Origin of the sequence: Streptacidiphilus sp. ASG 303, assembly GCF_020991365.1 — a bacterium.
In the GTDB taxonomy this organism is placed as follows: Bacteria; Actinomycetota; Actinomycetes; order Streptomycetales; family Streptomycetaceae; genus Peterkaempfera.
Genome location: NZ_JAJLRA010000060.1, coordinates 1 through 5,287, shown reverse-complemented (window position 1 = coordinate 5,287; position 5,287 = coordinate 1). Strand labels below are relative to the sequence as shown.

General features: G+C 75.8%; 4 protein-coding genes. All 4 read right to left on the bottom strand.

What is annotated here, in order from left to right; translation table 11 throughout:
* Positions 1-55: 55 nt before the first annotated feature.
* The 4 genes from LO771_RS29820 to LO771_RS29805 all read right to left on the bottom strand — a co-directional run bounded on the left by LO771_RS29820 (position 56) and on the right by LO771_RS29805 (position 4,880).
* Complete coding sequence (locus LO771_RS29820) at positions 56-1,336, bottom strand: ABC transporter substrate-binding protein (protein WP_230748255.1); 1,281 nt, start codon at positions 1,334-1,336, stop codon at positions 56-58.
* 331 nt (positions 1,337-1,667) lie between these two features.
* Positions 1,668-2,558: an ABC transporter permease subunit gene (locus tag LO771_RS29815; protein ID WP_230748253.1), complete on the bottom strand. Its 891-nt coding sequence runs from the start codon at positions 2,556-2,558 to the stop codon at positions 1,668-1,670.
* Positions 2,545-3,489, bottom strand: a complete 945-nt coding sequence (locus LO771_RS29810) for an ABC transporter ATP-binding protein (protein WP_230748251.1) — start codon at positions 3,487-3,489, stop codon at positions 2,545-2,547. The genes LO771_RS29815 and LO771_RS29810 overlap by 14 nt, the downstream gene beginning before the upstream one ends.
* Positions 3,490-3,563: 74 nt before the next feature.
* Positions 3,564-4,880, bottom strand: a complete 1,317-nt coding sequence (locus LO771_RS29805; protein WP_230748249.1) for a DUF2092 domain-containing protein — start codon at positions 4,878-4,880, stop codon at positions 3,564-3,566.
* Positions 4,881-5,287: the final 407 nt, after the last annotated feature.

Sequence of the window (5,287 nt, the reverse complement as noted above, 5' to 3'; positions counted from 1 at the left end):
TCCGGACCGCCTCCTCGGAGGCGGTCCGGACGGCCGTGCCCGTCGGGCGTACCCGTCAGGCGGCGTGCTGCCGTGCGGCGGCCGCCAGCGCCTGCTGGAAGGGCGCCACCTGGCGGTTCTTGACGAAGGTCTCCAGGGCCCCGTCGATCGCCGCGTTCCAGGCGTTGTTGGCGACCACGCCGTGGGTGAGCGAGCCGACGATGCGGCAGCGCTTCCACTCGTCCATCGACCACTGCAGGTACTCGCCGAAGAGGGCGCGGTCCTCGGTGTCGAGGTCGGTGAGGGTCGGGATGGAGCCCTTGGCGCCGTTGAAGCCGAGCTGCCCCGACTTGCTGCCGCACTCCTTGAGCCAGGCGAGGGCCGCGTCGCGGTGCTTGGCGCCCTTGGGCAGGGTGAAGGAGTCGGAGAGGAACTGGAACGTCCCCGCCGTGCCCGGCACCGGCGCCCACGCGTAGTCCGTGCCGGGCTGGAGGTTCTGCGTCAGCTTGAAGCTGCCCTCGGCCCAGTCGCCCATGATCTGGTAGGCGGCCTTGCCCGAGCCGACCAGCGTGCTGGCCTCGTCCCAGCTGGAGGCGGCGGACGAGGCGTTGGTGAAGGTCAGCACCTCGTGGAAGCCCTCCAGCGCCTGCCGGACCCTGGGCGAGGACCAGTCGGCGCCCTTCGCCCACAGCGCCGTCCAGCCCTGGGGGCCCAGGCTGGACAGCAGGACCGTCTCCAGCAGGTGCTTCAGGGTCCAGGCGTCGGCGACGACCAGCGGCACCCGGCCGCCGGCCCGCTTGACCTGCTGCAGGCCGGCCAGGAAGGCGGTGAACGTCTTCGGTGCCGGGTCGGCCCCGACGGACTTGAGGACCTTGGGGTTCGACCAGAGCATGTTGGCGCGGTGGATGTTCACCGGCACCGAGTAGTAGTCGCCCCCGGACCTGATGAGCGGCAGCACCTCCTTGGGGAAGAGGTCCGCCCACTTCTGCTCGGCGTACAGGTCGTTGAGGTTCTCCAGCTTGCCGGCCGCGATGTAGTCGGAGAGCTCCGCCCCCGCGTGGCCCTGGAAGGAGTCCGGCGGGTCGTTGGCGTCCAGACGCCGGGCCAGTTCGGCCTTGGCGTTGGCGCCGGCGCCGCCCGCGACGGCGCGGTTGACGAAGGAGACGTTCGGCTGGTTGAGCTTGAAGTCGGCGAGCAGCGCCTGGAGACCGGCGTTCTCGGCGCCCTCGGTCCACCAGGAGAAGACCTCGACCTCGCCCGAGGGGGCCGCGGTGCCGCCCCCCTTGCTGCCGCAGGCGGACAGCACTGCGGATCCTGCGACGGCCCCGGTGGCCAGCAGGAACGCCCTGCGGCTCATGGACATGTGTGGATCTCTCCCGTTCGTGCCGGAGGAATGCGCGGCGCGGCGCCGAGGGGATGTGCGCCGCGCTGCCGCCCACGCCGCCGCCCGGTCCGGCGGGACCTGAGGGGGATCCACACGACCAGGCGCGGACGGCAGTACACGCTGAAATGAGTCGCGGTCATCCCACCGGTGCAAGGGGACGGGCGTCAAGTTGGCTGCCAGTCTTTGAGACAGAAGCGGCCCTTTTTTCACCGCGAGCACCTATTCCATCGCCGTGCGTCACCGAATGTGGCCCGTTCTTGGTGCGTGCACGATCATCGAATGGCGGGAGGAGGTTCCCCGGGGCTCAGGCCGCGATGTCCCGCGCGGTGAACCGCGCCCAGGCGGCCGCGCCGAAAACGGCGGTGTACAGACCCTGAAGTCCGAGATTCCGCAGCACGTCGTCGAGGTACATCGGCTGCCGCAGCAGATCGGCGAAGCTCAGCCAGTAGTGCGGGAACAGCCACGGCTGAACGGCGTGCAGCTGCGGAATGCCGTCCAGGATCTGGACCGTGATCACGAGCCCCACCGTGGTGGCCATCGCCGCGATCCCGCTGCCGGTCAGGGTGGAGACGAAGAGCCCCAGGGCCGCCAGGCCCGCCAGCGACAGGGCGACCACGCCCGCGATCAGGAGCGCCCGCAGCAGGGCCTCCCCGAACGGCACCGACTCGCCGGACAGCAGCGTCACCCGGCCCAGCGGGAAGAGCGCCGCCCCGGTCGCCAGCGCGGCCAGCGCCACGGTCAGGGTGGCCGCCGCGCAGAACGCCAGGGCCGCGCAGAACTTCGCCGCCAGCAGCCGGGTGCGGCCCGCGGGCGCCACCAGCAGGTACCGCAGCGTGCCGGAGGCCGCCTCGCCGGCGACCGCGTCGCCCGCCACCACGCCCACCGCCATCGGCAGGAAGACCGGCAGGGTCACCGCCAGCGAGGTGAACACCAGGAAGAGGCCGTTCTGGGTGACCTGCGCGATGAAGGCGGGGCCGCCGCCCCCGCCGGAGCCGCCGGTCTCCACCTTCACCACCACGCCGATCAGCACCGGCAGCGCGGCCAGGATCGCCAGCAGCGCGAGGGTCCGCAGCCGCCGGAAGGTGATCGACAGCTCGCTGCGGAAGAGCGCCAGCACGCCCGGCACGGTCCGCGGCCGGGGGCCGCGGGGCACCGGTGCGGGAACGGCGGCCGTGGCGGCCTCAGCCTGCGACATCGAAACCCTCTCCCGTCAGCGCCACGAAGGCGTCCTCCAGCGATCCGCGCTCGGTCCCGAAGGAGCGCACCCGCACCCCCGCCTCGACCAGGGCCGCGCACAGCTTGGGCAGCAGCGCGTCGGGGTCGGCGGCCGCCTCCGCGGGGGTCTCGCCGTCCACCCGGTCCCCGGTCGTCCGCAGGTCGGCGACGCCGTGGGCGGCGAGCACCCGCACGGCCTCGGCCGCGTCCGGCGTCCGCACCACCAGCCGCCCGCGGGCGCCCGCCGCCAGCTCGGCGACGGTGCCCTGCACGACCAGCCGCCCGCGCGACATCACGGCGGCGTGCGTGCAGACCTGCTCGATCTCGTCCAGCAGGTGCGAGGAGAGGAAGACCGTGGTGCCCTCCGCGGCCACCTCCCGCACCAGCGCCCGGATCTCCCGCATGCCCTGCGGGTCCAGGCCGTTGGTCGGCTCGTCCAGCACCAGCAGCTCGCGCGGCCGGAGCAGCGCGGACGCCAGGCCCAGGCGCTGCTTCATGCCCAGCGAGTACGCCCGCGCCTTCTTCCCGGCCGCCGCGGCCAGCCCCACCCGGTCCAGCGCCTCCGCGACCCGCCGGCTGCGGGTGCGGGGGTCGGCGGTGGGGTCCGCCGCGTCGAAGCGGACCAGGTTGTCCCGGCCGGACAGGAAGCCGTACAGGGCCGGGCCCTCGATCAGGGCGCCCACCCGCGGCAGCACGGCGGACACCGACTGCGGCATGGGGGAGCCCAGCACGCTCGCCGCCCCCGAGGTGGGGGCGATCAGGCCCATCAGCATCCGGATGGTGGTGGTCTTGCCCGAGCCGTTGGGGCCCAGGAAGCCGAAGACGCTGCCGCCCGGCACGGTGAGGTCGAGGCCGTCCACGGCGAGCTGGCCGCCCCGGAACCGCTTCGTCAGGCCGCTGGTGCGGATCACGGCGGGGACCGCCGCCCCCGCCGGGGAGGCGGCGCCCCCCGCGGCGGAGGCGGCGGTCCCCGGGGCGGCGGCCACTACCGGCCCCCGGTGGCGGCGCGCCGGAGCACCTGCGGGGAGACGGCGCCCGCGTACACCCGGCCGTCGTCGGTGACCAGGGCGTTGACGAGGCGGGTGTGGAGCAGCGTGCCGCCGCCGACCGGCTTGCCGAACCCCTTGAGGAGGGCGAGCGGGCCCTCGTCGGCGCCGGCCGGGAGCCGCAGCGAGACCACGCTCGTCCAGCCCTGCCCGACGACGTCCACGCCCCCGCCGGGCACGCCCCCGCCGGGCTGCTGCCGCTGCGCCCCGGGGCGCCCGGGGCCGGTGCCCGGGAGGTCCCCGGCGGCGGCCCGGTGCTCGGTGACCTCGGAGCCCTTCGGCGGGGTGAAGGCGAAGGTCCGGGCGGCCGGACGGTGGAAGGAGACCGAGGTGAAGCCCACGTCGAAGGCGGGGCTGCCGCCCCCGGCCGGCACCACCCGCACCCGCAGCGGCACGCCGTTGGCCGCGTCCACCGAGATCCGCACCTCGCCGACGGTGGACCCGGTGCCCTTCGGCCGCACGCTCAGCTCGTAGGCGTCCTGCCCGGCCACCCGCGAGGTGCCGGCGACCGACACCGCCGTGGTGGAGCCGGCCGCCCCCAGCACCTGCCGGGCCGCCTCCTGCGGGGTGGCCGGCACCCGGCCGCCGGCGAACGGCCCGGCGCCGCGGGCGCCCCCGTGCAGGGAGCCCCCCTGCCGGGCGTCCCCGTGCCCGGCGGGCAGGACCAGGTGCACCGCCCGGTTGGTGCGGCTGTCCCAGCCCCACACCTGCGTGCCGTCGTGCACGATCTCGTACTCGGCGAGCCGGTCGATCAGGCCGAGCCGCTGGCGGTCCGGGCCGTCCACCGCCACCTGCAGCGTGTGGGTGCCGGCCAGCAGCCGGGTGAGCTGCGCCTCGGGTGCGGCCGTGCCGTCCTGCCCCCCGCCCCCCGCGCCCGCCCCGCCGCGGTCCGCCCCGCCCGGCGCGCCGTCGCCGCCGGCGCGCCCGCCGAACCCCCCGCCGCCCGGCAGCCCGCCGTCGAGCACCCCGGCCGGCAGGCCCAGGTCGGCGGTGGTCCGCACGGTGCCGGACATCGCCTGCACGTCGGACGCCAGCACCCGGGCGACCAGCTGCTCCGCGGTGACCCGCGGCAGCTTCGGCGACCCGCCGGACGCGAGGGCCGGGACCAGGCCGACCGACACCGCCGCCAGGCCCGCCACCCCCACCGGCACCAGCACCCGGACGGCCTTCCGCCGCCGGTACGGCGCGGCCGGGCCGCCCCCGCCGTCCGCGGCCGGTCCGTCGCCGGTCACCGGGTTCGTGCGCTCCACTGCCATCGCGGTCAGCCCCTCCGTGGGAACGGTTCGGCGGCGGGCCCTTCGGCCGGGTGCCCCGGCGCTCTGGTGCCCGCTCTCCAGCATGCACCCGGCGGGCCGCCCCCGTCGTACCTCCATCACACACCGCGACCACCGCCCGCCGCATCGGCCCCGGGGAGCAACCGGTGTACGACCGCCGGAGCATGCCGACCCTGAGAGCCCCTCAGGGTCCGGGCGGCCGACGCGTCCGCCGGGGGGCTGACGTATCGTCCCCCTCATGAGCGAGTCCAGCAGCCCGGTCCCCACCTCCAGCGCCGTGCGGCGGGCCCTGCGCCGGGCCCGCGACGGCGTCGCCCTGGACACCGCGGAGGCCGCCGTGCTGCTCGCGGCGCGCGGCGCCGACCTGCGCGACCTGTGCGCCTCGGCGG

Excerpts from the sequence above, each read along its gene's own strand:
- LO771_RS29820 (WP_230748255.1), bottom strand. The coding sequence starts at position 1,336 with ATGAGCCGCAGGGCGTTCCTGCTGGCCACCGGGGCCGTCGCAGGATCC.
- LO771_RS29815 (WP_230748253.1), bottom strand. The coding sequence starts at position 2,558 with ATGTCGCAGGCTGAGGCCGCCACGGCCGCCGTTCCCGCACCGGTGCCC.
- LO771_RS29805 (WP_230748249.1), bottom strand. The coding sequence starts at position 4,880 with ATGGCAGTGGAGCGCACGAACCCGGTGACCGGCGACGGACCGGCCGCG.